The following is a 26,485-nucleotide window of genomic DNA, read 5'->3' on the forward strand; positions in this document are numbered from 1 at the left end:
ATCGTTCCCACGCTCCGCGTGGGAATGCATCCCGTGACGCTCCGCGTCACAGCGGGACGCAGAGCGTCCCAGGCGGCGTTCCCACGCGGAGCGCGGGAACGATCAAGCTAGAAGGCGTCGCCGGGGATGCGCACGTAGCCTTCCATCAACACTCGCGCACTGCGGCTCATGATGGCTTTCTTCACCACCCATTCACCGTCCACCTGGCTGGCCTCGGCGCCGACTCGCAAGGTGCCGGACGGGTGCCCGAAGCGCACGGCATTGCGCTCCACGCCGCCCGCCGCCAGGTTGACCAAGGTGCCAGAAATCGCCGCCGCGGTGCCAATCGCCACCGCCGCGGTGCCCATCATCGCGTGGTGCAGTTTGCCCATGGACAAGGCGCGCACCAGCAGATCCACATCGCCGGCCTTGATCGCCTTGCCACTGGAGGCCACGTAATCGGCAGGCTTGGCCACGAATGCCACCTTAGGCGTGTGCTGGCGCTGGGCGGCTTCGTCCAGGTGTTTGATCAAGCCCATGCGCAACGCGCCATACGCCCGCACGGTCTCGAACATCGCCAGGGCCTTGGGGTCGCTGTTGATCGCGCCTTGCAGCTCGGTACCGGTGTAGCCCAGGTCTTGGGCATTGATGAAAATCGTCGGGATACCGGCGTTGATCAACGTGGCCTTGAAGGTACCGACGCCGGGTACCTCCAGGTCGTCGACGAGGTTGCCGGTGGGGAACATCGAACCCCCACCGCCCTCTTCTTCCGCCGCCGGGTCCATGAACTCCAACTGCACTTCGGCGGCCGGAAAGGTCACGCCGTCCAGCTCAAAGTCGCCGGTTTCCTGCACCGCGCCGTCAGTGATCGGCACGTGGGCGATGATGGTCTTGCCGATATTGGCCTGCCACACCCGCACCACGGCCACGCCGTTGTGGGGCACGCGGGCCGCATCGACCAGGCCGGCGCTGATGGCGAACGAGCCTACCGCCGCCGACAGGTTGCCGCAGTTGCCGCTCCAATCGACAAATGGCTTGTCGATGGAGACCTGGCCAAACAGGTAATCCACGTCGTGATCGGCGCGGCTGCTTTTGGCCAGGATCACGGTCTTGCTGGTGCTCGAGGTGGCCCCACCCATGCCGTCGATCTGCTTGTCATAGGGGTCGGGGCTGCCAATCACCCGCAGCAACAAGGCGTCGCGTGCAGGGCCTGGCACCTGCGCCGCTGCGGGCAGGTCCTGTAGGCTGAAGAACACGCCCTTGCTGGTGCCGCCACGCATATAAGTGGCGGGGATTTTGATTTGCGCTACGTGTGCCATGGTTATCCTCTTCAGGCGGTCGCCTTTGATTCCAGGAAGTCCTGGGCGAAACGCTGCAACACGCCACCCGCCTCGTAGATCGACACTTCTTCGGCGGTGTCCAGGCGGCACGTCACCGGCACCTCGACACGTTCGCCATTCTTGCGGTTGATCACCAAGGTCAGTTGCGCACGCGGGGTACGCTCGCCGACCACGTCATAGGTTTCACTGCCGTCGATCTTGAGGGTGTGGCGGTCGGTGCCTGGCAGAAACTCCAGAGGCAACACGCCCATGCCCACCAGGTTGGTGCGGTGGATGCGCTCGAAGCCTTCAGCGGCAATCGCTTCCACACCGGCCAGGCGTACGCCCTTGGCCGCCCAGTCGCGGGACGAACCCTGGCCATAGTCGGCGCCCGCGATGATGATCAGCGGCTGTTTGCGCTCCATGTAGGTTTCAATCGCTTCCCACATCCGCGTGACTTTGCCTTCCGGCTCGATACGCGCAAGAGAGCCCTGCTTGACCTTGCCGTTTTCCTGCACCATTTCGTTGAACAGTTTCGGGTTGGCGAAGGTGGCGCGCTGCGCCGTCAGATGGTCACCCCTGTGGGTGGCGTAGGAGTTGAAGTCGACTTCCGGCAAGCCCATTTTCGCCAGGTATTCACCGGCGGCGCTGTCGAGCATGATCGCGTTGGACGGCGACAAGTGGTCGGTGGTGATGTTGTCCGGCAGCACCGCCAGCGGGCGCATACCTTTGAGCGGCCGTGCACCGGCCAGCGCGCCTTCCCAGTACGGCGGGCGGCGGATATAGGTGCTTTGTGGGCGCCAGTCGTACAGCGGCGTGACCTTGGGGCCGGTGTCTTCGTGGATGGCGAACATCGGGATATACACCGCACGAAATTGCTCGGGTTTTACCGAAGCCTTGACCACCGCGTCGATCTCTTCATCGCTCGGCCAGATGTCTTGCAGGCGGATTTCCTTGCCGTCGGCGTCCAGGCCGAGCACGTCCTTCTCGATGTCGAAACGGATGGTGCCGGCAATCGCATAGGCCACCACCAGCGGCGGCGACGCCAGGAAGGCTTGCTTGGCGTAAGGGTGAATGCGCCCGTCAAAGTTGCGGTTACCCGACAACACTGCGGTGGCGTACAGGTCGCGGTCGATGATCTCTTGCTGGATCACCGGGTCGAGCGCGCCGGACATGCCGTTGCAGGTGGTGCAGGCAAAGGCCACCACGCCAAACCCGAGTTTTTCCAGCTCATGGCCAAGTCCCGCTTCTTCCAGGTACATGGCCACGGTTTTCGAGCCCGGCGCCAACGACGACTTGACCCACGGCTTGCGGGTCAGCCCCAGCTTGTTGGCGTTGCGTGCCAACAGGCCGGCGGCGATCACGTTGCGCGGGTTGCTGGTGTTGGTGCAACTGGTGATGGCAGCGATGATCACCGCGCCATCGGGCATTTGCCCCGGCACGTCATCCCATTGGCCAGCGATGCCTTTTGACGCCAGGTCGCGGGTGGCCAGGCGGGCATGGGGGTTGCTCGGGCCGGCCATGTTGCGCACGACGCTGGAGAGGTCGAAGCTCAGGCTGCGCTCGTACCGCGCGCCTTTCAGGTCGTCGGCCCACAGGCCGGTGTGACGGGCGTATTGCTCGACCAGGGCGACCTGTTCGTCTTCGCGGCCGGTGAGTTTGAGGTAGGCAATGGTCTGCGCGTCGATGTAGAACATCGCGGCGGTGGCGCCGTACTCCGGGGCCATGTTGGAGATGGTCGCTCGGTCACCCAAAGTGAGTGCCGCAGCCCCTTCGCCGAAGAACTCCAGCCAGGCGCCAACAACTTTCTGCTGACGCAGGAACTCGGTGAGCGCCAGCACCATATCAGTGGCGGTGATGCCCGGTTGCAGCTTGCCGGTCAGTTCCACGCCCACGCTTTCCGGCAGGCGCATCCACGACGCGCGGCCGAGCATCACGCTCTCGGCTTCCAGGCCACCGACGCCGATGGCGATCACGCCCAGGGCATCTACGTGAGGCGTGTGGCTGTCGGTGCCGACACAGGTATCCGGGAAGGCCACGCCGTCACGTACTTGAATCACCGGAGACATTTTCTCCAGGTTGATCTGGTGCATGATGCCGTTGCCTGGCGGGATCACATCGACGTTCTTGAAGGCCTTTTTGGTCCACTCGATAAAGTGGAAACGGTCTTCGTTACGACGGTCTTCAATGGCACGGTTTTTTTCGAAGGCTTGCGGGTCAAAGCCACCGGCTTCGACGGCCAGGGAGTGGTCGACGATCAGTTGGGTGGGCACCACCGGGTTGACCTGCGCCGGGTCGCCGCCTTGCTGGGCGATGGCATCACGCAGGCCGGCGAGGTCGACCAGGGCGGTCTGGCCGAGGATGTCATGGCACACCACGCGGGCCGGGAACCACGGGAAGTCGAGGTCGCGCTTGCGCTCGATCAGTTGGCTCAGGGACGCGTCGAGGGTAGCCGGGTCGCAACGGCGCACCAGGTTCTCGGCGAGCACGCGCGAGGTGTAGGGCAGCGTGGCGTAGGCGCCGGGGGTGATTGCTTCGACAGCCGCACGGGCGTCGAAAAAATCCAGGCGGCTGCCGGGGAGCGGTTTGCGAAATTCAGTGTTCATCGTCAGGACTCGGTCACGGTAAGTGCAAAAGAAGCCGGATCCAGAGTTGGAATGAGACCTAAATGTGGGAGCGGGCTTGCTCGCGAAAGCGGCGTGTCATTCAACACACTCGGCGACTGTTACACCGCATTCGCGAGCAAGCCCGCTCCCACACTTTGATCGGGTTTCCAGCCCGAGATAGTAGTTTTTCAGCGACGTTCGATTGGCACGAACTTGCGCTGCTCAACGCCGGTGTACTCGGCGCTTGGACGGATGATGCGGTTGTTGGCGCGCTGCTCGAACACATGCGCAGCCCAGCCGGTCAGGCGCGAGCACACGAAGATCGGCGTGAACAGCTTGGTCGGAATGCCCATGAAGTGGTACGCCGAGGCATGGTAGAAATCGGCGTTGGGAAACAGCTTTTTCTGTTCCCACATGGTCTTGTCGATGGCTTCGGAGACCGGGAACAACACGGTGTCGCCCACTTCGTCAGCGAGTTTTTTCGACCAGCCTTTGATCACCTCGTTGCGCGGATCACTGTCTTTATAGATCGCGTGGCCAAAGCCCATGATCTTGTCTTTGCGCGCCAACATGCCAAGGGTGCCTTCAACCGCTTCCTGGGCCGAGGAGAAACGCTCGATCATTTCCATTGCCGCTTCGTTGGCACCGCCGTGCAGCGGGCCGCGCAGGGAGCCGATGGCGGCGGTGACGCAGGAATACAGGTCGGACAAGGTTGATGCACACACCCGTGCGGTGAAGGTCGAAGCGTTGAATTCGTGTTCGGCATAGAGGATCAGCGACACGTTCATCACTTTGACGTGCAGCTCGCTCGGCTTCTTGTCATGCAGCAGGTGCAGGAAGTGGCCGCCGATGCTCGGCTCGTCGGTCACGCAGTCGATGCGCTGGCCGTCGTGACTGAAGCGGTACCAGTAGCACATGATCGCCGGGAACGCGGCGAGCAGGCGGTCGGTGACATCGCGCTGCACGCTGAAGTCTTTCTCCGGCTCGATATTGCCCAGGAACGAGCAACCGGTGCGCATCACGTCCATCGGGTGGGCGTCGGCGGGGATGCGTTCGAGCACTTCTTTCAGGGCTTGGGGCAGGTCACGCAATTTGCTCAGCTTGTTGCTATAGGCGGCCAGCTCGGCCTGGGTCGGCAGTTCGCCGTACAGCAGCAGGTAGGCGACTTCTTCAAACTGGGCGTCGGCGGCCAGTTCGCGCACGTCGTAGCCACGGTAGGTCAGGCCAGCGCCGGCCTGGCCCACGGTGGACAGTGCAGTCTGCCCGGCGACCTGGCCACGCAGGCCAGCACCACTCAATACTTTAGCTTCAGCCATGTTCGTTCTCCAATTTTGTAGTTGTTCAGGGAACCACAGGGTTTATTTTTTCGCGGCGAACAGCGCGTCGAGCTTCTGCTCGAAGGTGTGGTAGTCGATGCGATCGTAAAGCTCCATGCGCGTTTGCATGGTGTCGATCACGTTCTGCTGAGTACCGTCGCGACGAATCGCGGTATAGACATTCTCGGCGGCCTTGTTCATGGCACGGAAGGCCGAGAGCGGGTACAGCACAATGGAAACATCCGCAGATTTCAACTGTTCGGTGGTGTACAGCGGTGTGGCGCCGAATTCGGTGATGTTCGCCAGGATCGGCGCCTTCACGCGGGAGGCGAACAGCTTGTACATCTCCAGTTCAGTGATGGCTTCCGGGAACACCATGTCGGCACCGGCCTCGATGCACGCGGCGGCACGTTCCAGGGCAGACTCCAGGCCCTCGACCGCCAGGGCGTCGGTGCGCGCCATGATCACGAAACTGTCATCGGTGCGCGCATCCACGGCGGCCTTGATGCGGTCGACCATCTCCTGCTGGGACACGATTTCTTTGTTCGGGCGATGACCGCAACGCTTGGCGCCGACCTGGTCTTCGATATGGATGGCAGCGGCGCCGAACTTGATCATCGACTTGACGGTACGCGCCACGTTGAACGCCGAGGAGCCGAAACCAGTGTCCACGTCCACCAGCAGCGGCAGGTCGCACACGTCGGTAATGCGGCGCACGTCGGTGAGCACGTCATCCAGGCCGGTGATGCCCAGGTCTGGCACGCCGAGGGAGCCGGCGGCTACACCGCCGCCTGACAGGTAAATCGCCTTGAAGCCGGCGCGCTTGGCCAAGAGCGCATGGTTGGCGTTGATGGCGCCCACCACTTGCAAGGGCTGTTCGCTGGCGACGGCGTCACGGAAACGTTGGCCGGGAGTGCTGTTGTTGTTGGAACTCATGACTCACCTCGTGATGAAGGCGCACCGTCCGGGAAGTGACGGGCAATGTTGCGTTTGGAGGCGCCGATGTGCCGGCGCATCAACAGTTCGGCCAGTTCACCGTCGCGATCGGCAATCGCGTCCAGAATGCGGTGATGCTCGGCAAAAGCCTGGCGTGGACGATTGGGGGTGGCGGAGAACTGGATGCGGTACATGCGCACCAATTGGTACAGCTCGCCGCAAAGCATTTGGGTGAGGGTGCGATTACCGGCACCTTGAATGATGCGGTAGTGAAAATCGAAGTCGCCCTCCTGCTGGTAATAGCCGACACCAGCCTGGAACGCCGCGTCCCGTTCGTGGGTGTGCAACACCTGGCGCAGCTCTTCGATTTCCGCGTCGGTCATGCGCTCGGCGGCCAGGCGACAGGCCATGCCTTCCAGCGACTCGCGAATTTCATACAGTTCGACCAACTCGGCGTGGCTCAAAGACACCACGCGCGCGCCGACATGAGGCACCCGCACCAGCAGGCGCTGGCCTTCCAGGCGATGGATCGCTTCGCGCAGCGGGCCGCGGCTGATGCCGTAGGTGCGCGCCAGCTCCGGCTCGGAAATCTTGCTGCCGGGGGCGATTTCGCCTTTGACGATGGCGGCCTGGATACGCCGGAAGACGTTCTCCGACATGGTCTGGGAATCGTCTGGTGCCACGGCTGGTTTTTCGAGTTGCTCCAACATATTGTCGACACCTTTAAAAGCAATGCCGCAAAAACTAGTCAATTAGCCCAGCATAGTCAAAGAATAAATACACATTGTCGACAATCGTCTAATAACCCCCTCATTCGCTCGCCAAGGCATGGCCGCCTGCCAGCGCTGGCGCCAAAAAAGCATCATGTTAGAATGCCCGCCGCTTTTGCCTGACATCAGATGATGAAAGGGCGCACCCGAGATTGCGCAGCAATGCCAGTCGCCTTGAAATGAACAGTGCACTGCCCTGCCTCAGGATTTATGAGACTCAAGCCTTACCTACTAGTGATGTGCCTGCTGTGCATACCGAGCCTTGGCGCTGGCGCCGAGAAGACCGTGTACGGCCTGAATGAATACGCCAAGCTTGCAGGTATCGACCTGGAAGTGGCGGCCAAACTCGACACCGGCGCCAAGACCGCCTCGTTGAGTGCCCGCGATATCAAGCGCTTCAAGCGCAATGGCGAATCCTGGGTACGCTTCTACCTGGCCATCGACACCGCCCATTCCCACCCCATCGAACTGCCCCTGGCGCGTGTCAGCAAGATCAAGCGCCGCGCCGGCGACTACGACCCCGATGAGGACAAGAACTACACCGCCCGCCCAGTGATTGCGCTGGATATCTGCATGGGCAGTGCTTTACGCAGCATCGAAGTGAACTTGACTGACCGCAGCGCATTCCAATACCCGCTGCTGATTGGCTCCGAAGCCTTGAAACGCTTTGATGCGCTGGTCGACCCCAGTCTTAAATATGCAGCAGGCAAACCCGCCTGCGCCGCCGACGCTTAATACCGCCGAGTAAACCGAATGCGCTCTCTGACCCTGCACCTGAAAATCCTGATCACCTTGCTGGTGGTGCTGGGCATTTCGGTCACCGCCTATCAGATCTTCGTGCTGGGGATTCCCGTCACCGAAGATGCCACCGACGACTTGTGGAACATCGACGCCAAGGTCGAGTTCGTCGCCAACCCGAAAGACCCGGTCAAGATCCAGATGTTCGTGCCGCCCCTGAGCCGCGACTTCGTCAGCCTCAATGAAAGCTTTATCTCGAACAACTACGGGGTGAGCGTCAACCGCATCGACGGCAACCGCAAGGTTACCTGGTCGGCGCGTCGGGCCAAGGGCAACCAGACCCTGTATTACCGCCTGGTGCTGACCAAGCGCTACAGCGGCGAGAAGGTCAAGATCAAAGGCCCGACCTTCCGCGACAGCATCGCCGTGGAAGGCCCCGAGAAGATCGCCGCCGAAGCCCTGCTGGCGCCAATCCGCCAGCACTCGGCCGACGTCGAGACCTTTATCAGCGAAGCCATCAAGCGCACCAACAACCTCAACGACGACAATGTGAAGTTGCTGCTGGCCGGCGACCCCTCGACGCCGCACAAAGCCAAGATCGTCGAGCTGCTGCTGTCCATCGCCCACGTGCCGGTAGAGAAAGTCCATACCATCCGCCTGGTGGCCGACCAGCCGCAAACCCCGGAACTGTGGCTGCGCAGCTTCAACGGCAACGACTGGCTGTACTTCAACCCGGAGACCGGCGAACAAGGCCTGCCCGCCGACCGCCTGCTGTGGTGGACCGGCGATGAAAACCTGATCACCGTCGATGGCGGCAAGAAAGCCATGGTGACCTTCAGCCTGAACAACAGCGAGATGAACGCCATCCGCCTGGCCAAGCTGACGGACGAAAACACCGACGCCAACTTCCTCGAATACTCGTTGTACGGGCTGCCGCTGCAAACCCAGCAGACCTTCATGATCATGGTGATGATCCCGATTGGCGTGCTGGTGATCTTGATCCTGCGTAACCTCATCGGCCTGCAGACCCTGGGCACCTTCACGCCGGTGCTGATCGCCCTGGCGTTCCGCGAGACCCAGTTGGGCTTCGGGATTGTACTGTTCACGATTATCACGGCGCTGGGCCTGTCGCTCAGGTCGTACCTGGAACACTTGAAACTGCAAATGCTGCCGAGGCTGTCGGTGGTGCTGACCTTCGTGGTCGTGCTGATTGCCGCCATCAGCCTGTTCAGCCACAAGTTGGGGCTGGAGCGGGGCTTGTCGGTGGCGCTGTTCCCGATGGTGATCCTGACCATGACCATCGAACGCCTGTCGATCACCTGGGAGGAACGTGGTGCCAACCATGCGCTGAAAGTCGCGATTGGCACGCTGTTCGCCGCGTCCCTGGCACACCTGATCATGAGCGTGCCGGAGCTGGTCTACTTCGTGTTCACCTTCCCGGCGATCCTGTTGATTCTGGTGGGCTTCATGCTGGCCATGGGTCGCTATCGCGGCTACCGCCTCACCGAGCTGGTGCGTTTCAAGGCGTTCCTGAAGGCTGATTCTTGATGTTCGGCTTCTGGAAGACCTGGAAGGCCCTGGAAGCGCGGGGGATCATGGGCATCAACCGGCGTAATGCCGACTACGTGCTCAAGTACAACAAGCGCAGCCTGTACCCTATCGTGGATGACAAGATCATCACCAAGGAACGGGCCCTGGCGGCCGGCATCCACGTGCCGGAAATGTACGGGGTGATCTCCACCGAAAAGGAAATCGACAAGCTCGACGAGATTATCGGTGGGCGCAGCGACTTCGTGATCAAGCCCGCCCAGGGCGCCGGTGGTGACGGCATTTTGGTGGTGGCCGACCGTTTCGAGGGGCGCTATCGCACGGTGTCCGGCAAAATCATCAGCCATGAGGAGATCGAGCACCAGATTTCCAGCATCCTCACCGGCCTGTATTCCCTCGGCGGCCACCGAGACCGCGCATTGATCGAGTACCGCGTGGTGCCCGACCAAATCTTCAAAAGCATCAGCTATGAAGGCGTGCCGGACATCCGCATCATCGTGCTGATGGGCTACCCGGTGATGGCGATGCTGCGCTTGCCCACCCGCCAATCCGGCGGCAAGGCCAACCTGCACCAGGGCGCGATTGGCGTGGGTGTGGACCTGGCCACCGGCCTGACCCTGCGCGGCACCTGGCTGAACAACATCATCACCAAGCACCCCGACACCACCAACGCCGTGGATGGCGTGCAACTGCCCAACTGGGACGGTTTCATGAAGCTCGCCGCTGGCTGCTATGAGCTGTGCGGGCTGGGCTATATCGGCGTGGACATGGTGCTGGACCAGGAAAAAGGCCCGCTGATCCTTGAGCTGAACGCACGGCCTGGGCTGAACATTCAGATTGCCAACGACTGCGGCCTGACGTTGCGCACCCATGCGGTGGAGGCACGACTGGAAGAACTCAAGGCGGCCGGGGTGACAGAAACGCCGGAAGAGCGTGTGAAGTTCGTGCAAGAAATGTTCGGGCATATACCGCCCGTGGAAGGCTGATCCGGTCTTCGAACTGTCTATCCCCGACATCCCCTCTAGGAGCAAATCCTACAGGGGACTACAATCCCTCCCCCGCGCCACTGGCTGATCCACCCCCGCATGTCGACCTGTTCCGTATACCCGTTGCCCTACCGGGCCAATCCCACCGAGTTCTTTGCGGTCATTCGCCACGCCCCTGGTGCGGTGCTGCTCGACAGCGGCCGCCCGATGGCTGTTCGCGGCCGGTATGACCTGCTCAGTGCCTGGCCCGAAGCGACCCTGACGGTAGGGCCGGACGAAAGTGGCGGTGATTTCCTGCAACGCTTGCGCAAGAACCTGACGCAGTTGGGTCAAGCGACATTGCCTGACGGCTATGAATTACCGTTTGCCGGGGGTTTGATCGGTTCCCTGAGCTATGACTTTGGTCGGCACCTGGAGCAGGTTTCACACCTGGCCGTGGACGATTTGCATCTGCCCGATGCGCGTTTCGGGCTCTATGCCTGGGCGCTGGTCAGCGATCACCAGGTGCAAACCAGCCAGTTGGTCTTTCACCCTGCGCTGGCCGACAGCGAGCGGCAACGCTTGATCAACCTGTTCAGTCAGGCACAAAGCGATGCGCCGACGACCTTCAAGCTTCACGGCCCCATGGTCCCGGACCTCAGCGCCGAGGCTTATCACCAGGCCATCATTCGCATCCAGGATTACATCCAGGCCGGCGACTGCTACCAGGTCAACTTTGCCCAACGCTTTCGTGCGCCGTGCATCGGCGATCCGTGGGCAGCCTACTGCGCGCTGCGCGAAGCCTGCCCGACGCCGTTTTCCGGGTTCCAGAGTTTGCCCGATGACGGCGCGGTGCTGAGCCTGTCGCCGGAACGCTTTGTGCGCATCAGCGAGCGTCAAGTGGAAACCCGCCCGATCAAGGGCACCCGCCCTCGCGGTTTAACACCCGAAGAGGATGCCGCCAACGCCGCTGAGTTGCTCGCCAGCCCCAAGGACCGCGCAGAAAACCTGATGATCGTTGACCTGCTGCGCAACGACCTTGGCCGCAGTTGCCGTATAGGCTCAGTGAAAGTGCCGGAACTGTTCAGCCTGGAAAGCTACCCCAACGTGCACCACCTGGTGAGCAGTGTCACCGGCATATTGGCCGACGACAAAGACGCCCTCGACCTGATCGCCGGCAGCTTCCCCGGCGGCTCCATTACCGGCGCACCGAAGATTCGTGCGATGCAGATCATCGACGAGCTTGAACCCACCCGTCGCGGGCTCTATTGCGGCTCGCTGATGTACCTGGACGTGCGCGGCGAGATGGACAGCTCCATCGCAATTCGCAGCTTGCTGGTCAAGGACGGGCAAGTGTGTTGCTGGGGTGGCGGTGGGATTGTGGCGGATTCAGAGTGGCAGGCGGAGTATCAGGAGTCGCTGACGAAGGTGCGGGTGTTGTTACAGACATTGGAAGGTTTGTAGGGCCTGTACCGGCCCTATCGGGGGCAAGCCCCCTCCCACTTTCGACCGCGCAGCGATCAAAGGTGGGAGCTGGCTTGCCTGCGATGGGGCAATCAGCCGCGCCACATAACTTACAGGCTCAACTGCCGATTCGACGCCTTGATAAACTCTTTCTTCAAGTCTTCAAACGTATGCACCGCCGGGAACTGCGGGAATTCGCGAATCACATTCTCCGGCGCATGGAACAGAATCCCGCGGTCAGCTTCACCCAGCATGCTGGTGTCGTTGTAGGAATCACCGGCAGCGATCACGCGGTAGTAGAGGGTTTTGAATGCCAGCACCGATTGGCGCTTGGGGTCTTTCTGGCGCAGTTGGTAGCTCACCACCCGGTCGTTTTCATCGGTGATCAAGCGGTGGCAAAGCAAGGTCGGGAAGCCCAGCTGACGCATCAGCGGTTGGGAGAACTCGTAGAAGGTGTCGGACAGGATCACCACCTGGAAGCGCTCGCGCAGCCAGTTGACGAACTCGATGGCGCCGTCCAGCGGCTTGAGCGTGGCGATCACGGCCTGGATATCGGCCAGCTTGAGCCCATGCTCGTCGAGGATGCGCAGGCGCTGTTGCATCAGCACGTCGTAGTCGGGAATGTCACGGGTGGTGGCCCGCAGGGACTCAATGCCGGTTTTCTCGGCGAAGGCGATCCAGATCTCCGGAACCAGCACCCCTTCCAGGTCAAGGCAGGCAATTTCCACACGACACTCCTATTAGATGTTGTTAGTTGAGCGAGCAAAAGGACTGCCGAACTCTAGCGACTCACGCCCGCCGCCGCAACGCGGGACAGATTTTGATACCATCGCCCTCCTAGAGAGCGCTCAGCGCCACTGACCTGTAGGAACCGTCCTGATGAACCAAGCCTTCGACGTCGTTGAACTCGCCACGACTTATGCCAACAAGTCTGCCCAGGACATTCTCAAGCTGGCGTTCAGCCAGTTCGGCGATGACCTGTGGATTTCCTTCAGCGGTGCCGAGGATGTGGTGCTGGTGGACATGGCCTGGAAGCTGAACAAGAACGTCAAGGTGTTCAGCCTCGACACTGGCCGCCTGCACCCGGAGACCTACCGGTTTATCGAGCAGGTGCGTGAGTTCTACAAGATCGACATCGAACTGATCTCGCCGGACCCGAGCAAGCTGGAGCCCTTCGTCAAAGAAAAAGGCCTGTTCAGTTTCTATAAGGACGGCCATGGCGAATGCTGCGGCATCCGCAAGATCGAACCGCTGCGCCGCAAACTCGCAGGTGTGAGTGCCTGGGCCACCGGCCAGCGCCGCGACCAGAGCCCCGGCACTCGCAGCCAGGTGGCGGCGCTGGAAATCGATACGGCGTTCTCCACGCCAGAACGCACCCTGTACAAGTTCAACCCGCTGGCGCAGATGACCAGCGAGGAGGTGTGGGGTTATATCCGCATGCTGGAACTGCCGTACAACAGCCTGCATGAGCGCGGGTTTATCAGCATCGGCTGCGAACCGTGTACCCGGCCGGTATTGCCCCGCCAGCATGAACGTGAAGGCCGCTGGTGGTGGGAAGAAGCCACGCAGAAGGAATGCGGGCTGCATGCGGGGAATATCATCAGCAAGGCTTGAGCCTCTGACGCCACCGCCTCTGTAGGAGCGAGCTTGCTCGCGAAAAACGTCAACGATAACGCGGGCTTCCTGAATAAACGCGGGGTCGTTAAGTTTTTCGCGAGCAAGCTCGCTCCTACAGAAAGCGAGATTTGCTTTGTGGCCCGGTAAATCTTGTACACAACCTTGCAACCATAGGTGCCATTTTTGTGTGCAACTTAATGTACAGCGCACCAAAACGTAACATCTCTCTGCGCCGATGGCGCTGTCTATAAATAGCCCTGCAATTAACAAATAAATAAATACCTGTTCAAACGGTCAATTTATAACGTTTGTAATTCAGCAAGTTATTCCCAACCTATATAAAAACGAAATTAGCCAAGATTTTCATATATCGAGAATTGGCACGCATATGGCTTAGGCAGAAGTACGCTTTGTATACAATCAATACAAAACCTACATACACTTTGCCATCCGCCGCTTTGCTGCAGATGCGCTGGAGCCTGCCGGAATGCGTACAAGCCTCTCGAACACCCTCGCACTGGATGTGCCCTCCTCCCCATTAAACCCTGCAGCCACAGGCCCCGGCCCGCTGGTGCTCAGCCCGCGCCTGCACAACAAGGACCTGGCGCCCACCAAGGTCGAAGGCCGACGCTGGGGGCGATATAGCATCTTTGCGTTGTGGACCAATGACGTACACAACATCGCCAACTATTCATTCGCCATTGGGCTCTATGCACTGGGCTTGGGCGGCTGGCAAATACTGCTGTCCCTGGGGATCGGTGCGGCGCTGGTGTACTTCTTCATGAACTTGTCCGGCTACATGGGGCAGAAGACCGGTGTGCCGTTTCCGGTTATCAGCCGCATTAGTTTTGGCATTCACGGGGCGCAGATTCCGGCATTGATCAGGGCGGTAATTGCGATTGCCTGGTTTGGTATCCAGACCTACCTGGCCTCGGTGGTTTTCCGCGTGCTGCTGACGGCCATTCATCCAGGGTTTGCCGATTATGACCACGACTCGATTCTCGGCCTGTCGTCCCTGGGTTGGGCGTGTTTTGTGGCGATCTGGCTGGTGCAGTTGGTGATCCTCGCCTACGGCATGGAAATGGTACGTCGCTATGAAGGCTTCGCCGGGCCGGTGATTCTGCTGACCGTGGCTGCGCTGGCCGGGTGGATGTACTTCCAGGCGAACGGGCAAATTGCCTGGTCGATCCGCGAGCCCCTGAGTGGCGGCGAGATGTGGCGCAATATCTTTGCCGGCGGCGCGCTGTGGCTGGCCATCTACGGCACCCTGATCCTCAACTTCTGCGACTTCGCGCGTTCGTCGCCGTGCCGCAAGACCATCCAGGTCGGCAACTTCTGGGGCCTGCCGGTGAATATCCTGGTGTTCGCCGCAATTACCGTGCTGCTGTGCGGCGGGCAGTTCCAGCTCAATGGCCGGGTGATCGAAAGCCCGACCGAGATCATCGCGGCGATCCCCAACACCTTCTTTCTGGTGCTCGGCTGCCTGGCCTTCCTGATCGTCACCGTGGCGGTGAACATCATGGCCAACTTCGTCGCTCCGGCCTTTGTACTGAGCAACCTGGCGCCCAAGTACCTGAACTTCCGCCGCGCCGGGTTGATCAGCGCTTTTGTTGCCGTGCTGATCCTGCCGTGGAACCTCTACAACAGCCCGTTGGTGATCGTGTACTTCCTCTCTGGCCTGGGCGCGCTGCTAGGGCCGTTGTACGGGGTGATCATGGTCGATTACTGGCTGATCCGTAAAAGCCAGGTGGATGTGCCACAACTGTACAGCGAAGACCCCCAAGGCATTTATTACTACAGCCGTGGGGTGAATATGCGTGCGGTGGCGGCGTTTATTCCAGCGGCGGTGATCGCCATCCTGCTGGCGCTGTTGCCGGGGTTTGCCAGCGTCTCGCCGTTTTCCTGGTTATTTGGCGCAGGCATCGCCGGGTTGCTGTACCTGCTGATTGCCAAGCGTCAACCGCACTACGCCGATGTCAGCGGCGAAAGCATTGCCGTCGATAACGTCAGTCACTAAACAAGGACTTTCCATGCGTATCCTCGTGGTCAACGTCAACACCACCGAATCCATCACCGAGACCATCGCCCAGCAAGCACGGGCCGTGGCGTCACCGGGCACCGAGATTGTCGGGCTCACCCCGTACTTCGGCGCCGAATCGGTGGAAGGCAATTTTGAAAGCTACCTGGCCGCCATCGCTGTGATGGACCGGGTGATGGCCTACGACCAGCCCTTTGATGCGGTGATCCAGGCCGGCTATGGCGAACATGGCCGTGAAGGCCTGCAGGAACTGCTCAATGTGCCGGTGGTGGATATCACCGAAGCGGCGGCCAGCACCGCAATGTTCCTGGGGCACGCCTACTCGGTGGTGACCACCCTGGACCGCACTGTGCCGCTGATTGAAGACCGGCTGAAACTCGCCGGCCTCTACCAGCGCTGCGCTTCGGTGCGCGCCAGCGGCATGGCGGTACTGGAGCTGGAAGAAGACCCGCTGGGCGCCATGGAAGCCATCGTGCGCCAGGCGGAACTGGCCATCCGCGATGACAAGGCCGAGGTGATCTGCCTGGGCTGCGGCGGCATGGCCGGGCTGGATGAGCAGATTCGCCAGCGCACCGGGGTGCCGGTGGTGGATGGAGTGACGGCGGCGGTGATGGTGGCCGAGTCGTTGGTGCGGTTGGGGTTGTCGACGTCCAAGGTCAGGACGTACGCCACGCCGCGACCAAAGAAGGTCATCGGCTGGCCGGGTAAGTTCGGGCGGTAGACCGATGCGCCTGCATCGCGGGCAAGCCCGGCTCCCACATTGGATCGCGATCACTGTGGGAGCCGGGCTTGCCCGCGATGGCCACAACTCGATATACCGCCCTGCTCAGATAGCACTGAACCGTTGAGCCAGTTTTTGCTCGGCAAACTGCTCAATAATGAAATCCACAAACGCCCGCGTCTTGCCCGGCAGCAACTTATGCTCGGCGTAGTAGATGGAAATATTGCCGTCGTCCACATACCAGTTGGGTAACACCCGCACCAGCGCCCCGCTGTCCAGGAACGGCACGGCCATTGGCATGCTCACCAGCGCGATGCCAAGGCCCTGGGCACTGGCGCAGCACGCGGCTTCGGAGTCGCTCATGGTCATCGCCGGTTTCAGCACTAAAGGGCTGTGCTCGCGCTCACGATTGGTCAGTTGCCACGAACGCACCCGGCCAGTCTGCGGCGAGCGGATCAAGATGCCGAGGCAGTGCGACAGGTCCTCGGGCACCAGTACCGGAAGGCGTCGCGCCAGGTAATCCGGCGACGCCACCAGCACCCGGTGCGCCGGCGTCAACTTGCGCGCTACCACACCTTGGGGCAACTCGAACCCGCCGCCGATGGCCGCATCGAAGCCTTGGCCGATCAGGTCGACCTGGCGGTTATCGAAGTGCCAGTCCGGGCTGATATCAGGACAGCGCCGCATAAATTCGCCCAACAACGGCACCACATACCGATTGCCGAACACCGGCCCCATGCTGACCTTGAGCGTACCCACCGGCCGCCCTTCGGCACTGGCCAGGTTGGCGACCGCATTCTGAATGGTGGTTAGGCTGCCACTGACTTCCTCCAGGAACACCTTGCCGGCTTCGGTCAGCGCCAAGCGCCGAGTGCTGCGCTGGAACAGCCGCACACCGAGGCGCGCCTCCAACTTGGCAACGCTTTTACCCACTGCAGCAGGCGTGAGGCTCAGGTGCCGTGCAGCCTCGGCAAAGCTGCCACCCTCGGCGCTGCGCACAAAGCATTCGATACTGCCAAAGCTTTCCATATCGCCCCACTCTAAACTTTTGGTTTACACAGACTATAGCAACCACGGGCTACCGAGCTGGGCGGGTGAGGTCGATACTCGCCCCATCAACTACCTCGGAGATCGACATGACCACACACAACCTCACCGGCAAAGTCGCCTTGATTCAAGGCGGTTCCCGCGGCATCGGCGCCGCCATCGTCAAGCGCCTCGCCGCCCAGGGCGCAGCGGTTGCCTTTACCTACGTCAGTTCGGCCGCCAAGGCCCAAGCGTTGCAGAACGAAGTGATCAGCGAAGGCGGCAAAGCCCTGGCGATACAGGCCGACAGCGCCGATGCCACGGCGATTCGCGCGGCGGTCAACGCTACAGTCGAGGCGTTTGGACGCCTGGATATCCTGGTGAATAACGCTGGCGTGCTGGCCATCGCGCCGCTGGAGGAATTCAAGCTGGAAGACTTCGACCAGACCTTGGCGATCAACGTACGCAGCGTATTTATCGCCACCCAGGAAGCCGCCAAGCATATGGGCGAAGGTGGCCGGGTGATCAATATCGGCAGCACCAACGCCGAACGCATGCCCTTTGGCGGTGGCGGGCCCTACGCCATGAGCAAAGCGGCGCTGGTGGGGTTGACCAAGGGGTTGGCACGGGACCTGGGGCCACGGGGTATCACCGTCAACAACGTACAGCCTGGGCCGGTGGACACCGATATGAACCCGGCGAACAGTGATTTTGCCGAAAGTCTGATCGGGTTGATGGCGGTAGGTCGGTATGGGCATGTGGAGGAGATCGCCAGTTTTGTGGCGTATCTGGCCGGGCCGGAAGCGGGCTATATCACGGGCGCCAGCCTGACCATCGATGGTGGGTTCAGCGCCTGATTCTTTGCAGAACCGCAACCCAAATGTGGGAGCGGGCTTGCTCGCGAAGGCGGTGGGTCAGTTGATAAATCTACTGACTGACACCCTGCATTCGCGAGCAAGCCCGCTCCCACATTTTTGACCGTGCGGGGTCAGGCCATGGGAGGCAAGCCGTAGGCGGCCAGGTCAAAGTCGGCGAGTTTGCGAATAATCAGGTCAGCATGCTGGTACTTGCTGTCAGCCATCGCCTCATCGGGCACCGCAATAGCGGTCATGTGCGCAGCCTTCGCCGCCGTCACGCCGAACGGCGAGTCTTCGAACACCAGGCAATCCTCAGGCGCTACACCCAACCGACGCGCGGCGGTGAGGAAGATATCTGGCGCGGGCTTGGCGGCGCCGACTTCCGGGTCGTCGGCGGTGACGATGGTGTCGAACAGGCCAAACCATTCACGGTGCAGGGTGGTCTTGTGGCCAAACGAGTTACGCGATGAACTGGTGCCCACCGCAATCGGAATATTGTGCGCCTTCAAATGCCGCACCAACGCCTCGGCGCCGGGCATGCCCAGGGCCTTGGGAAAACGCTCGCTCATCAGCGGTTCACGAATTTCCAGAAACTCGGCGGGCGTGATCGGCAGGTCCAGCGCCTTGACCACATAGTCGGCCAAATCCTGGGCCCCCCGCCCGATGATGTGCTGTTTGATGCTCCAGTCGTAGGTACGGCCATAGCGTTCGGCAATGATCTGCGTCACTTCGGTATAGATGCCTTCGGTATCCAGCAACAACCCGTCCATATCGAAAATCACGGCCTTGATCGGGACAGCGGTACGCGGTGCATTCATCACAACACAACCTTGGGGCGAGGACTAAAAGGATTCAGCACAATAACGGCCCTCGTTGCCTGCAAGCAACCTTCGTGGACCAACCATTGATTCATACCACGCAACAGTTTTAACCGTCGGCGCTGACGGCGGCCAGCTAGGGTTTGAGAGGACAACGTCATGACCCGTCGACACGGATCTGAAAATACCGATTGCAAACCTTATAAAAGACTTATTAACCTCCATGAACTCAATCCAATGGACGCGAAAAGCCGTCAAACAATTGCTTCGGTTGCATTCGTATCATCAGCAACAGGTACGCGATGCCGTGTCCGCTCTTGAACACATGCCCGATGCAATCAACGTCAAGGTGCTGGTTAACCATCCTCACAGCTATCGCTTGCGGGTAGGCCATTACCGGGTCCTTTTCGACTGGGACGGCAGCATCCAGGTCGTCAGCATCCAAGAGGTTAAAAAACGTGACGAGCGAACCTACTGCCGTACAGATCATCCACAATACGCAGGGCAAGCCAGCCTATGTGGTGATTCCCTATGAACACTATGTGGCGCAGCAAAAAGATCCAAACCTGATCCCCCATGCGGTAGTCAGCCGCCTGGTGGATGGCGCAACACCTATCCGCGCGTGGCGCGAGCACCTGAGATTGACCCAGGAAGAAGTCGCCCAACGCCTGGGTATTTCACAATCGGCATTTGCCCAGCAGGAGGCGGTCAGCAAACCTCGCCGCACCACGCGGGAAAAGATAGCCAAGGCGTTCGGTATCAATGCCAGTCAACTGGAGCTATAACGTCACCCGGCAAGAATTCACGTATTCCTTTACTCAGATCGAGCTCAAACATGCTCTACCGCCTAGCCGCCGACGGCCTCGTGCTGTTCCACCTGGCCTTTATCCTGTTCGTGCTGTTCGGTGGCCTGCTCACCCTGAAGTGGCCGCGAGTGATGTGGCTGCACTTACCCGCCGTCGCCTGGGGCATCGCGGTAGAGGTGCTGCACCTGCCCTGCCCACTCACCCGTTGGGAAAACCTGTTTCGCCAACTGGCCGGGCAGGACGGTTATGGCGGCGGGTTTATCGAGCACTACATCCTCACGCTGATCTACCCCGCCGGGCTGACTGCCAATATCCAATTGCTGCTGGGAGCCGTGGTGGTGGTGATCAACCTCGCGGTGTATGGGCGGGTTATCCGGCGTTACGTACAGGCTTGAGACAGTTGCGCTGGTGAAGAATCAGCGCACCTCAATCCGTCGTGGTTGCATCTATGACACGCCGAAGCGCAAATGTGGGAGCTGTCGAGCCCCAGCGAGGCTGCGATGGGATCACCGCAAAGCACGCGCCAGACTGAGCCATCTGCATCCCAGCCTCGCTGATCGATTTCAATCTGCCAGCTGAGCGCTTAGAGTGTCGCCCCCGAGAATTGAATCTCGAGCTTGAATCTATGGAGTTATAAGTGAAATACCTCAGTAAAGTCGTAGCAGCAGCCGTACTTGGTTTCACCCTGGCAGGTTGCACCGGCACCGCCATGAAAACCCAGCAATACGACGCCAGCCAGTACACCGTGCTCGGCCACAGCGAAGCCAGCGCCACCGGCATCATGCTGCTGGGCGTCATCCCCATTGGCCAGAACAACCGCTTCGTGCGCGCCCAGGATGCAGCCATCAAGGCCAAAGGCGGCGACGCGCTGATCAACACCCAAGTGCAGGAAAAGTGGTTCTGGGCCTGGGTATTGAACGGCTACACCACCAAGATCTCCGGTGATGTGATTAAGCTGAAAACCGCGCAATAAGTGTGAAAAAGCCGCTTGATCTCGGTATGAGACAGCGGCTTTTTTAACGACAGTTTTAGGCTGGCGTACCACTTCGAGATAGGATTCAGCAAATACGCTTTGAACCCGTATTTAATCCTCATGGATGCCCAGGGTAATGTGCAAGGCGAAGGCTTTGGCAAGGCGACCGGCATAGTCGGAGTCATCAACCAAGCCTTGACCGGTACAGTGAAAAACAGCGGTACTTATTACCTCATCGTCGCCGCAGATAATCGGGCGCCGGGAGAGACCATTGTTATCGACAATGTCCTGCTGATCGGCGCTGCTGCTAGCCCGATAGCGCCTTTGCGTATTGGCATGAACAGTTACCCATTTGGCTCAGTCGGACCGTTTCTGAGTACCGAAGAGTCGCCTTGAAGCGGTGACAGATCTGCCTTCGAATCATCGGCGCGCCCCCTGAAGCTCATTGGGGTAGCCAACCCCAAACACTACAGTGCAGGCGAAGGCAGGTATGATCCAGGCTAACCCGGCCCGACTGGACCTACACACATGCCTGCCTCCGACACCCGCCCTACCCCCGCGCCATTCCTCAAGCCCGGTGAAACCGTGGTGTTGTTCGACGGGGTGTGCAAGCTGTGTAACGGTTGGGCAAGGTTTCTAATCCGCCACGACCACCAACGGTGCTTGCGACTAGCCGCCGTGCAGTCACCCGAGGGCCAGGCGCTGCTGGCGTGGGCGGGGTTGCCGCTGGAGCAGTTCGACACCCTCGCAGTGATCCGCGATAAGCACTGTTGGCAGCGTTCGGAGGCGGTGTTCGAAATCATTGCGCAACTGCCTGCCCGATGGCGCCCAATGCTGCTCCTGCGTGGCATCCCGCGCTTTCTTCGGGATTGGGCTTACGACCGCATCGCGCGCAATCGCTATCGGCTGTTCGGGAAATACGATACCTGTCTGTTGCCGAACGCGGATCATGAACAGCGCTTTTTAAAGGATCAGCCATGAATCCCCTTTTGCGCATCAACTGGATCGCCCGGGGCGGCCTGGCTTTCATGTTTGCCTACCATGGGCTGGTGCCGAAGCTGTTGTGGCTAAGCCAGGGTGAGCGGGCAATGATCCAGGCGCACGGGATCGAGCAGGTGCAGTTGTTCGCCACGCTGGCGGGGGTTGGGGAAATTGCCCTGGCGATATGGATACTGCTTTCGCCACGCAGTGTCTGGCCGCTTGTAGTGGCTGCGACTGCGCTGGCGGGGCTGCTGGTGGATGTGGCGGTGTTCAGCCCGTCGATGCTCAGGGAAGCGTTTAATCCTGTGTCGCTGAATGTGGCGGGTTTGGCGTTGTGTGCGGTGGCTTGGAATACCAAGCCCTGAACAGCATTTATTTCAGCCCGAGTGCCTCAAGTGCAACGGCCAGCGCTGATGTCAGCCATCCAGCAACAGCCCAATCAACTGCCATGGCGTCATCTTCGTCACCATGATCAGCACGATCACAAACATCCCAGAGAAACCCAGAACACCCATCCAGAACCATTGCCTATAGACGCTGCGGTATCCATCACCAAGCGCCCTGCTCGTCTCAACCGCGCTGAGCGCCATTTGTTGCAAACGCTTCTGCAGCACCAGCACCGGCAGCCAAAGAGCCCCCACACACAGGAAGATGATCAGCGAAGTCAGCACCCATTCGGTGGTCAACCCAAGTCCGGCAAGCTTGATCAACACAAAGCCGGTAAGGATCTGAATGCCCCCCGCCGGCGTAGTGATCCAGGTATCGAACCGCACCACCATCCGCGCCACATGGGCAATCACTTGCGGGTTGGCCGTACGGCTCGCGGCGATCAGAAACAGATACGAGCCCATGCCGAAGCCAAACAGGAAAATCGCCGCGATGATGTGGATGTATTTCAGGCTCAGATAGAGCATGGTCAGCCCTGCCCGTCGGAGAAATGCACGGTCAGGCTAAGGTTCGCCGGGTCGTTGATGGCGGCCATGTATTCGTCGACGGTGATTTCGCCAACGCACGGCCGCGCACCGGGTTCAGGCCCATAGCCTTGGGCGACTTTGAGGGCCAGAGCAACGGCGGCACAGCTGGGAATTTCCGGGCCTTTGTCATTCAGCGCCGTCAGTTGCACCGCCAGGGACAGCGGTTGCCCTTCTGCGCCGAGGCCGTTCACGTCGATGTACATCGCGCTTTTGCCATCGCCAAAGCGCTCGAACCAAGTACCCAGCCGATGCAGCCGCGCAGCCCAGGCAAGAGGGTCACGCACGACGCCCCACCGCAGCGCCTGGGCCAGCAGATAGTTGGCGACACCGCCAAGCTTGAGCCCCGCACCAGCCTTGAAGCTCAGGGTGTGGGCACCATAGCGGCCAGCAAAGATGTCCATGTCGGGCACATCCACATTGGCCAACACCCGCGTGCCAAGCCCAGGCATTTTGCGCAGCGTCAGGTCCTGCCAGCCCAGCACTTCATGCACCTGGCCATGCCTGAGCTGCTTGATGGGTTTGCCCGCGTAAGCCAGCACACCTTCGACGGTGGACAGGCCCGGCATCTTGGCCGAGGAGGAAATACCGTGCTCGATCGAGTCGATACGGGTGAAGCGATAGCGATACTGATCGATGATGGCGCACGACAGCGTCGGCACTGAGCTGCACCCGCTAAGGATCGCCACGCCTGCCTGCCGTGCTTGTGCATCCAGCACGCTCACGCCGTTGACGAAGGTGCGGCAGTCGGACAAGTCGCAGTAGTTCACGCCAGCGTCGATGCAACTCTGGGCGACAGCATAGGACTGCCCCTGGAACGGGCCGCCGGTGTGGATCACCCACTTGATGTTCATCGAACGCAAAACGGAGGCGAACCCGGCGCCCATGGCATCGCCACACCAACCCTCGCAAGCGGTGTTCGACTGGCTTTTCAGCTCATCCACCTTGCGCTGCAGCTTATGTGGATCGCGACCCGAGATCACCAGTTCAATGCCCGGCGCCACCACCAGATGCCGGCAAACGATGCTGCCGAAATTGCCGTAGCCACCGACTACCAACACCCTGAGTGTCATTCCATTCTTCCCTAAACAATCGATCATGCGCTGAGCCTGAGGAAAACTGGCGGCTGAGTCGGCTAAAGATACCCGATTTGTTCAGCTTCTTGAGCCAGGATCAACGGGGAGCCTCGAGGAAATGGCTACGGTTGTGAGTCAATGCAACGGGTCATGATCACACCACCCGTCGCCATAGTAGGTTCGAGCTACATGTGCGCCTTCAATCGCACAGGGGTTGGTGGCTTTGGGCAACGTCCTACACATTACTCAGAAGCGACAGGCTGCCGTTTTAAAACCTCAATGCCTATAGTCTTCTGGTCGCCCATATGGCGACCGGGTTTGGCGACTCGACTATAAGATGGCAAAAGCCTCCCGGCTGATTTGCGGGATGCCCCTGCACGCAATAAGCTGCTCAATGGTAGCTGTGCGTGGGAGACCCTCGGGTCTGCCGGTCTTTGTCCGTTCTTATGCCGGTTCGCCAACCTGCGTACAGTTGCCACCTTTTGTTTGGCGACTAATAGGTGGCTTCTCCCCCTCCAAGCGAACGGACTTTACGCATGAACCAATACATAGCACTTACCAGCAACGACAGCGCCACACCTGCCCTTTTTGTCGATACCACCGTGCCATTGGAAATACTCCTCGACGCTGCGACCTATCGACTTCGTGCTGTTACACAAGTCCTCGAGAACCTCGCACTACGCAGTGAGATCGGTAGTGATGCGGTTGTACTCAGTGATTTTGCGTTGCTTTGTTCAATCCCTTTGCGCGACGGCTGCGATTTGCTGGACGTCATAGGAAGGCGAATGGATATGCCAAGCGCGTGACCTGATAAAGCTGGACTTTTCAAACCCCAGAAATCACAAAACCCCTGGTTTCTCTCGAAACCAGGGGTTTTGTTTACATCGAATTTGGCGGTGAAGGAGAGATTCGAACTCTCGATACAATTTCTTGTATACACACTTTCCAGGCGTGCTCCTTAAGCCACTCGGACACTTCACCGTATCTCGTCAAACCAGTTCAGTCTGTCGAGGCGCGCTAATGTAGTCGAAAGCCTTTCTGATGGCAAAGGTTTTTTTCAGAATTTTCATGCGGTTAGACCGTTATGCCATTCACCGCCCGACAGGGGGTGGTGATTGTGCCATTCTCAGGCAGCGGCGGCACGTGTCTGGAATGCTTGCTGCGCCCTGCTGCGGGGTGTCTACCCTTGGGGATGAGGCAAAAGCCTGACTGGGTAGTCAGTCACGGCGCTTTACCCGCGGGGGCGTGGTGAGTAACGTCTGTGCATCTATCTCTATAACAAGCCCTACAAGGAACCGCGTCATGAGTGAGTTGATTGCCTACCACTTCGAAGACGGTATCGCGACCCTGACCCTGAGCAACGGCAAGGTGAATGCCATTTCTCCGGCGGTGGTCAGTGAGTTTAATGCGGCGCTGGATCAGGCCGAGAAGGATCGGGCGGTGGTGATCATCACGGGCACGCCGGGGATTTTGTCGGGCGGTTATGATTTGAAGGTGATGACCGCCGGCCCTAAAGAGGCAATCAGCCTGGTGACCTCAGGCTCGACCCTGGCGCGGCGGATGTTGGCGCATCCGTTCCCGGTAATTGTGGCCTGCCCCGGTCATGCAGTGGCCAAGGGCGCGTTCCTGTTGTTGTCGGCCGATTACCGTATCGGCGTCGACGGCCCGTTCAGCATTGGCCTCAATGAAGTGGCGATTGGCATGACCATGCACCACGCCGGTATCGAGTTGGCGCGCGATCGCCTGCGTAAGTCGGCGTTTCAGCGTTCGGTGATCAATGCCGAGATGTTTGATCCACAAGGCGCCCTGCACGCCGGTTTCCTCGACAAGGTGGTGGCACCGGAAGAACTGCACGCGGTTGCACTGGAAGCGGCACGGCAGTTGAAGAAGATCAATATGAACGCGCACAAGCACACCAAGTTGAAAGTGCGCCGCGCACTGCTCGAAGCCCTGGACGATGCAATCATCCAGGATCAGGGCCATAGCCTGAGTTAAGTCCTACACCAGCTGCGCCTGAGCCCGACCTTGAGTCGGGCTTTTTCTTACCTATAAATGTGAAACGTCCGTAGCCGCTCTAGTTAGCCGTTATCGGCCCATGTGGAAACATGCGCTTAAACATCGGCTATCTCCTACGTCTGTAGGGGCAATTGCCGAATACAGTGCACATCCGTACACTGCGCCACCTTTTGTCCCGATGGGCCGTGTCGATGCTTTTTCTGTTGCGTATGTTGTTGATGGGCCTGCATTTTATGATCGCTGGCGTGCTGGGTGTGCTGGTCGGTGTGTGCCGGCCGTTCAATCCGGACAACAGTCGCCTTTGTGCTCGCCTCTATGCGTTGCCAGCCATGCGGATCCTGGGCTTGAACGTGAAGGCCGACGTCGACTCGCTGCGCAACAAGCCCGGTACCTGCGTGGTGATCGCCAACCATCAGTCCAACTACGATCTGTTTGTGCTCGGCAATGTAGTGCCGCACCGCACGGTCTGCATCGCCAAGAAAAGCCTGAAATGGGTACCGCTGTTCGGCCAGCTGTTCTGGCTGGCGGGCAATGTGCTGATCGACCGTGGCAATGCTCACAAGGCGCGGCGTGCGATGCTGACCACCACGCATACCTTGCAACATGAGGACACGTCGATCTGGGTGTTCCCGGAGGGCACGCGCAACCTGGGCAAAGGGTTGTTGCCGTTCAAGAAAGGTGCATTCCATATGGCGATTGCGGCCGGTGTGCCTATCGTGCAGGTGTGTGTCAGCAATTACGTAACGCAGATGAAGCTCAATCGCTGGAACAGCGGTGAGGTTCTGATACGGTCGTTGCCGCCGATTCCTACCTGTGGCTTGACGGTGGATGACATCCCTCAGTTGCTGCTGACGTGTCAGACGCAGATGGCTGAGTGCATTGCACAGATGGATCGCGAACTGCAACGCGCGTAGGCGCCCGCTTAGGGTGACGCGGAGCGTCAC

Annotated in this window: 27 protein-coding genes, 1 tRNA gene and 1 pseudogene; 18 read left to right on the forward strand and 11 right to left on the reverse strand. The window is 60.0% G+C overall.

What is annotated here, in order from left to right; translation table 11 throughout:
- Positions 1-107 precede the first annotated feature (107 nt).
- The 5 genes from prpF to ACWHXD_RS22595 form a co-directional block, all read right to left on the reverse strand.
- Entirely contained in the window at positions 108-1,298 is a 1,191-nt protein-coding gene (gene prpF, locus ACWHXD_RS22575; RefSeq protein ID WP_020302624.1) for a 2-methylaconitate cis-trans isomerase PrpF, read from the reverse strand.
- 11 nt (positions 1,299-1,309) lie between these two features.
- Positions 1,310-3,904 carry a Fe/S-dependent 2-methylisocitrate dehydratase AcnD gene (gene acnD, locus ACWHXD_RS22580; RefSeq protein ID WP_044275119.1) on the reverse strand — a complete coding sequence of 865 codons (2,595 nt, stop codon included), beginning with the start codon at positions 3,902-3,904 and terminating at the stop codon, positions 1,310-1,312.
- A 188-nt stretch (positions 3,905-4,092) separates the two neighbouring features.
- Positions 4,093-5,220, reverse strand: coding sequence for a bifunctional 2-methylcitrate synthase/citrate synthase (gene prpC / locus ACWHXD_RS22585; protein WP_138762367.1), 1,128 nt, complete (start codon positions 5,218-5,220; stop codon positions 4,093-4,095).
- 42 nt (positions 5,221-5,262) lie between these two features.
- A complete protein-coding gene (prpB, locus tag ACWHXD_RS22590; RefSeq protein WP_003193320.1) occupies positions 5,263-6,156 on the reverse strand; it encodes a methylisocitrate lyase in 894 nt (297 codons plus the stop codon).
- Complete coding sequence (locus ACWHXD_RS22595) at positions 6,153-6,866, reverse strand: GntR family transcriptional regulator (protein ID WP_003193321.1); 714 nt, start codon at positions 6,864-6,866, stop codon at positions 6,153-6,155. Before ACWHXD_RS22595 ends, prpB begins: the two co-directional genes overlap by 4 nt.
- A gap of 270 nt (positions 6,867-7,136) precedes the next feature.
- Between ACWHXD_RS22595 and rloA the strand changes: the two genes are divergently transcribed.
- The 4 genes from rloA to pabB all read left to right on the forward strand — a co-directional run bounded on the left by rloA (position 7,137) and on the right by pabB (position 11,641).
- The gene (rloA, locus tag ACWHXD_RS22600) at positions 7,137-7,661 is read left to right on the forward strand and encodes a retropepsin-like aspartic peptidase RloA (RefSeq protein ID WP_014719501.1); all 525 of its coding nucleotides are present in this window, start codon (positions 7,137-7,139) and stop codon (positions 7,659-7,661) included.
- Positions 7,662-7,679: 18 nt separating this feature from the next.
- Positions 7,680-9,212: an osmotic stress tolerance membrane protein RloB gene (gene rloB, locus ACWHXD_RS22605; protein ID WP_003193324.1), complete on the forward strand. Its 1,533-nt coding sequence runs from the start codon at positions 7,680-7,682 to the stop codon at positions 9,210-9,212.
- Positions 9,212-10,198, forward strand: a complete 987-nt coding sequence (locus tag ACWHXD_RS22610; RefSeq protein WP_003193326.1) for an alpha-L-glutamate ligase-like protein — start codon at positions 9,212-9,214, stop codon at positions 10,196-10,198. Before rloB ends, ACWHXD_RS22610 begins: the two co-directional genes overlap by 1 nt.
- A gap of 99 nt (positions 10,199-10,297) precedes the next feature.
- Positions 10,298-11,641, forward strand: a complete 1,344-nt coding sequence (gene pabB, locus ACWHXD_RS22615; RefSeq protein ID WP_138762368.1) for an aminodeoxychorismate synthase component I — start codon at positions 10,298-10,300, stop codon at positions 11,639-11,641.
- A 110-nt stretch (positions 11,642-11,751) separates the two neighbouring features.
- Here pabB and thrH read toward each other — a convergent pair whose 3' ends face one another.
- Positions 11,752-12,369 carry a bifunctional phosphoserine phosphatase/homoserine phosphotransferase ThrH gene (thrH, locus tag ACWHXD_RS22620; protein ID WP_032895783.1) on the reverse strand — a complete coding sequence of 206 codons (618 nt, stop codon included), beginning with the start codon at positions 12,367-12,369 and terminating at the stop codon, positions 11,752-11,754.
- A 151-nt stretch (positions 12,370-12,520) separates the two neighbouring features.
- Between thrH and ACWHXD_RS22625 the strand changes: the two genes are divergently transcribed.
- The 3 genes from ACWHXD_RS22625 to ACWHXD_RS22635 all read left to right on the forward strand — a co-directional run bounded on the left by ACWHXD_RS22625 (position 12,521) and on the right by ACWHXD_RS22635 (position 16,017).
- Positions 12,521-13,255, forward strand: coding sequence for a phosphoadenylyl-sulfate reductase (locus ACWHXD_RS22625; protein WP_014719506.1), 735 nt, complete (start codon positions 12,521-12,523; stop codon positions 13,253-13,255).
- Positions 13,256-13,745: 490 nt separating this feature from the next.
- Entirely contained in the window at positions 13,746-15,275 is a 1,530-nt protein-coding gene (locus ACWHXD_RS22630; RefSeq protein ID WP_138762369.1) for an NCS1 family nucleobase:cation symporter-1, read from the forward strand.
- Positions 15,276-15,288: 13 nt separating this feature from the next.
- Positions 15,289-16,017 carry an aspartate/glutamate racemase family protein gene (locus ACWHXD_RS22635; RefSeq protein WP_034136192.1) on the forward strand — a complete coding sequence of 243 codons (729 nt, stop codon included), beginning with the start codon at positions 15,289-15,291 and terminating at the stop codon, positions 16,015-16,017.
- A gap of 105 nt (positions 16,018-16,122) precedes the next feature.
- On the opposite strand, the gene ACWHXD_RS22640 is transcribed toward ACWHXD_RS22635, so the two are convergent.
- Positions 16,123-17,046: a LysR family transcriptional regulator gene (locus tag ACWHXD_RS22640; RefSeq protein WP_138762370.1), complete on the reverse strand. Its 924-nt coding sequence runs from the start codon at positions 17,044-17,046 to the stop codon at positions 16,123-16,125.
- Positions 17,047-17,153: 107 nt separating this feature from the next.
- Between ACWHXD_RS22640 and ACWHXD_RS22645 the strand changes: the two genes are divergently transcribed.
- Complete coding sequence (locus ACWHXD_RS22645) at positions 17,154-17,900, forward strand: 3-oxoacyl-ACP reductase family protein (protein ID WP_138762371.1); 747 nt, start codon at positions 17,154-17,156, stop codon at positions 17,898-17,900.
- Positions 17,901-18,031: 131 nt separating this feature from the next.
- On the opposite strand, the gene ACWHXD_RS22650 is transcribed toward ACWHXD_RS22645, so the two are convergent.
- Entirely contained in the window at positions 18,032-18,718 is a 687-nt protein-coding gene (locus tag ACWHXD_RS22650) for an HAD-IA family hydrolase (RefSeq protein WP_032895773.1), read from the reverse strand.
- Positions 18,719-18,941: 223 nt separating this feature from the next.
- Between ACWHXD_RS22650 and ACWHXD_RS22655 the strand changes: the two are divergent.
- The 7 genes and pseudogenes from ACWHXD_RS22655 to ACWHXD_RS22685 all read left to right on the forward strand — a co-directional run.
- Positions 18,942-19,193, forward strand: a pseudogene (locus ACWHXD_RS22655) (type II toxin-antitoxin system RelE family toxin); the annotation flags it as partial.
- Positions 19,177-19,503: a helix-turn-helix domain-containing protein gene (locus ACWHXD_RS22660; RefSeq protein WP_138762372.1), complete on the forward strand. Its 327-nt coding sequence runs from the start codon at positions 19,177-19,179 to the stop codon at positions 19,501-19,503. The pseudogene ACWHXD_RS22655 and the gene ACWHXD_RS22660, both read left to right, overlap by 17 nt.
- Positions 19,504-19,553: 50 nt before the next feature.
- Positions 19,554-19,919 (forward strand): DUF2784 domain-containing protein, encoded by a 366-nt coding sequence (locus tag ACWHXD_RS22665; RefSeq protein WP_098950656.1) that lies wholly within the window; start codon positions 19,554-19,556, stop codon positions 19,917-19,919.
- A gap of 242 nt (positions 19,920-20,161) precedes the next feature.
- Positions 20,162-20,497 (forward strand): hypothetical protein, encoded by a 336-nt coding sequence (locus ACWHXD_RS22670; protein ID WP_032895768.1) that lies wholly within the window; start codon positions 20,162-20,164, stop codon positions 20,495-20,497.
- Positions 20,498-20,596: 99 nt separating this feature from the next.
- Entirely contained in the window at positions 20,597-20,893 is a 297-nt protein-coding gene (locus ACWHXD_RS22675; RefSeq protein ID WP_238344565.1) for a hypothetical protein, read from the forward strand.
- 132 nt (positions 20,894-21,025) lie between these two features.
- Positions 21,026-21,478, forward strand: a complete 453-nt coding sequence (locus ACWHXD_RS22680; RefSeq protein WP_138762373.1) for a thiol-disulfide oxidoreductase DCC family protein — start codon at positions 21,026-21,028, stop codon at positions 21,476-21,478.
- Positions 21,475-21,843, forward strand: coding sequence for a DoxX-like family protein (locus ACWHXD_RS22685; RefSeq protein WP_138762374.1), 369 nt, complete (start codon positions 21,475-21,477; stop codon positions 21,841-21,843). The genes ACWHXD_RS22680 and ACWHXD_RS22685 overlap by 4 nt, the downstream gene beginning before the upstream one ends.
- 51 nt (positions 21,844-21,894) lie before the next feature.
- Here the strand turns inward: ACWHXD_RS22685 and ACWHXD_RS22690 are convergent, their stop codons facing one another.
- Together ACWHXD_RS22690 and ACWHXD_RS22695 are read right to left on the reverse strand one after the other, a co-directional pair.
- A complete protein-coding gene (locus ACWHXD_RS22690) occupies positions 21,895-22,392 on the reverse strand; it encodes a DUF2269 family protein (RefSeq protein ID WP_138762375.1) in 498 nt (165 codons plus the stop codon).
- A gap of 2 nt (positions 22,393-22,394) precedes the next feature.
- A complete protein-coding gene (locus tag ACWHXD_RS22695) occupies positions 22,395-23,522 on the reverse strand; it encodes a saccharopine dehydrogenase NADP-binding domain-containing protein (protein ID WP_138762376.1) in 1,128 nt (375 codons plus the stop codon).
- A gap of 539 nt (positions 23,523-24,061) precedes the next feature.
- Between ACWHXD_RS22695 and ACWHXD_RS22700 the strand changes: the two genes are divergently transcribed.
- Positions 24,062-24,331, forward strand: a complete 270-nt coding sequence (locus tag ACWHXD_RS22700) for a short-chain dehydrogenase (protein ID WP_138762377.1) — start codon at positions 24,062-24,064, stop codon at positions 24,329-24,331.
- Positions 24,332-24,416: 85 nt separating this feature from the next.
- Here the strand turns inward: ACWHXD_RS22700 and ACWHXD_RS22705 are convergent.
- A tRNA-Ser gene (locus ACWHXD_RS22705) sits at positions 24,417-24,506 on the reverse strand.
- A 321-nt stretch (positions 24,507-24,827) separates the two neighbouring features.
- On the opposite strand from ACWHXD_RS22705, the gene ACWHXD_RS22710 reads away from it, so the two are divergent.
- Positions 24,828-25,520, forward strand: coding sequence for a crotonase/enoyl-CoA hydratase family protein (locus tag ACWHXD_RS22710; protein ID WP_138762378.1), 693 nt, complete (start codon positions 24,828-24,830; stop codon positions 25,518-25,520).
- 212 nt (positions 25,521-25,732) lie between these two features.
- Positions 25,733-26,455 (forward strand): 1-acylglycerol-3-phosphate O-acyltransferase, encoded by a 723-nt coding sequence (locus ACWHXD_RS22715; protein ID WP_032895713.1) that lies wholly within the window; start codon positions 25,733-25,735, stop codon positions 26,453-26,455.
- The last annotated feature ends 30 nt before the right edge of the window (positions 26,456-26,485 follow it).

It is taken from the genome of Pseudomonas fjordensis (genome assembly GCF_976987115.1).

Coding starts and splice junctions, on each gene's coding strand:
- ACWHXD_RS22630 (WP_138762369.1), top strand. CDS start 13,746: ATGCGTACAAGCCTCTCGAACACCCTCGCACTGGATGTGCCCTCCTCC.
- ACWHXD_RS22645 (WP_138762371.1), top strand. CDS start 17,154: ATGACCACACACAACCTCACCGGCAAAGTCGCCTTGATTCAAGGCGGT.
- prpF (WP_020302624.1), bottom strand. CDS start 1,298: ATGGCACACGTAGCGCAAATCAAAATCCCCGCCACTTATATGCGTGGC.
- prpC (WP_138762367.1), bottom strand. CDS start 5,220: ATGGCTGAAGCTAAAGTATTGAGTGGTGCTGGCCTGCGTGGCCAGGTC.
- ACWHXD_RS22695 (WP_138762376.1), bottom strand. CDS start 23,522: ATGACACTCAGGGTGTTGGTAGTCGGTGGCTACGGCAATTTCGGCAGC.
- ACWHXD_RS22635 (WP_034136192.1), top strand. CDS start 15,289: ATGCGTATCCTCGTGGTCAACGTCAACACCACCGAATCCATCACCGAG.
- rloB (WP_003193324.1), top strand. CDS start 7,680: ATGCGCTCTCTGACCCTGCACCTGAAAATCCTGATCACCTTGCTGGTG.
- acnD (WP_044275119.1), bottom strand. CDS start 3,904: ATGAACACTGAATTTCGCAAACCGCTCCCCGGCAGCCGCCTGGATTTT.
- ACWHXD_RS22710 (WP_138762378.1), top strand. CDS start 24,828: ATGAGTGAGTTGATTGCCTACCACTTCGAAGACGGTATCGCGACCCTG.
- ACWHXD_RS22610 (WP_003193326.1), top strand. CDS start 9,212: ATGTTCGGCTTCTGGAAGACCTGGAAGGCCCTGGAAGCGCGGGGGATC.
- ACWHXD_RS22680 (WP_138762373.1), top strand. CDS start 21,026: ATGCCTGCCTCCGACACCCGCCCTACCCCCGCGCCATTCCTCAAGCCC.
- ACWHXD_RS22685 (WP_138762374.1), top strand. CDS start 21,475: ATGAATCCCCTTTTGCGCATCAACTGGATCGCCCGGGGCGGCCTGGCT.
- ACWHXD_RS22625 (WP_014719506.1), top strand. CDS start 12,521: ATGAACCAAGCCTTCGACGTCGTTGAACTCGCCACGACTTATGCCAAC.
- ACWHXD_RS22650 (WP_032895773.1), bottom strand. CDS start 18,718: ATGAATGCACCGCGTACCGCTGTCCCGATCAAGGCCGTGATTTTCGAT.
- ACWHXD_RS22595 (WP_003193321.1), bottom strand. CDS start 6,866: ATGTTGGAGCAACTCGAAAAACCAGCCGTGGCACCAGACGATTCCCAG.
- ACWHXD_RS22665 (WP_098950656.1), top strand. CDS start 19,554: ATGCTCTACCGCCTAGCCGCCGACGGCCTCGTGCTGTTCCACCTGGCC.
- prpB (WP_003193320.1), bottom strand. CDS start 6,156: ATGAGTTCCAACAACAACAGCACTCCCGGCCAACGTTTCCGTGACGCC.
- ACWHXD_RS22700 (WP_138762377.1), top strand. CDS start 24,062: ATGAACCAATACATAGCACTTACCAGCAACGACAGCGCCACACCTGCC.
- pabB (WP_138762368.1), top strand. CDS start 10,298: ATGTCGACCTGTTCCGTATACCCGTTGCCCTACCGGGCCAATCCCACC.
- ACWHXD_RS22640 (WP_138762370.1), bottom strand. CDS start 17,046: ATGGAAAGCTTTGGCAGTATCGAATGCTTTGTGCGCAGCGCCGAGGGT.
- ACWHXD_RS22690 (WP_138762375.1), bottom strand. CDS start 22,392: ATGCTCTATCTGAGCCTGAAATACATCCACATCATCGCGGCGATTTTC.
- ACWHXD_RS22715 (WP_032895713.1), top strand. CDS start 25,733: ATGCTTTTTCTGTTGCGTATGTTGTTGATGGGCCTGCATTTTATGATC.
- rloA (WP_014719501.1), top strand. CDS start 7,137: ATGAGACTCAAGCCTTACCTACTAGTGATGTGCCTGCTGTGCATACCG.